Genomic DNA, 258 nt, shown 5'->3' on the forward strand with positions numbered 1-258 from the left:
TTGTATTACCTGACCAGTTTGCTGTTACTCCTGCTGGTAATCCACTAGCAGCTCCTATACCTGTTGCTCCTGTTGTTGCATGTGTTACACTTGCCATTGCTGTATTTATACATACACTTGGTGAACTCGAGGCTGCTCCTACTGTGTTCGATGATGTTACTGTAATTGTACCTGTAGCATTTACTGATCCACAACCTCCAGTTAATGGTATACTATAAGCAAACGTTCCATTTACTGTTGGTGTTCCACTTATCGTAA

The 258-nt window shown here is 41.5% G+C and carries 1 protein-coding gene; it reads right to left on the minus strand.

The features are described 5' to 3' along the window. Positions 1-258, minus strand: a 258-nt coding sequence (locus tag FRY74_RS12950) for a hypothetical protein (RefSeq protein ID WP_223265890.1), incomplete at both ends; no start/stop codon positions are given.

This window comes from Vicingus serpentipes, assembly GCF_007993035.1.
Taxonomy (GTDB): Bacteria; Bacteroidota; Bacteroidia; order Flavobacteriales_E; family Vicingaceae; genus Vicingus; species Vicingus serpentipes.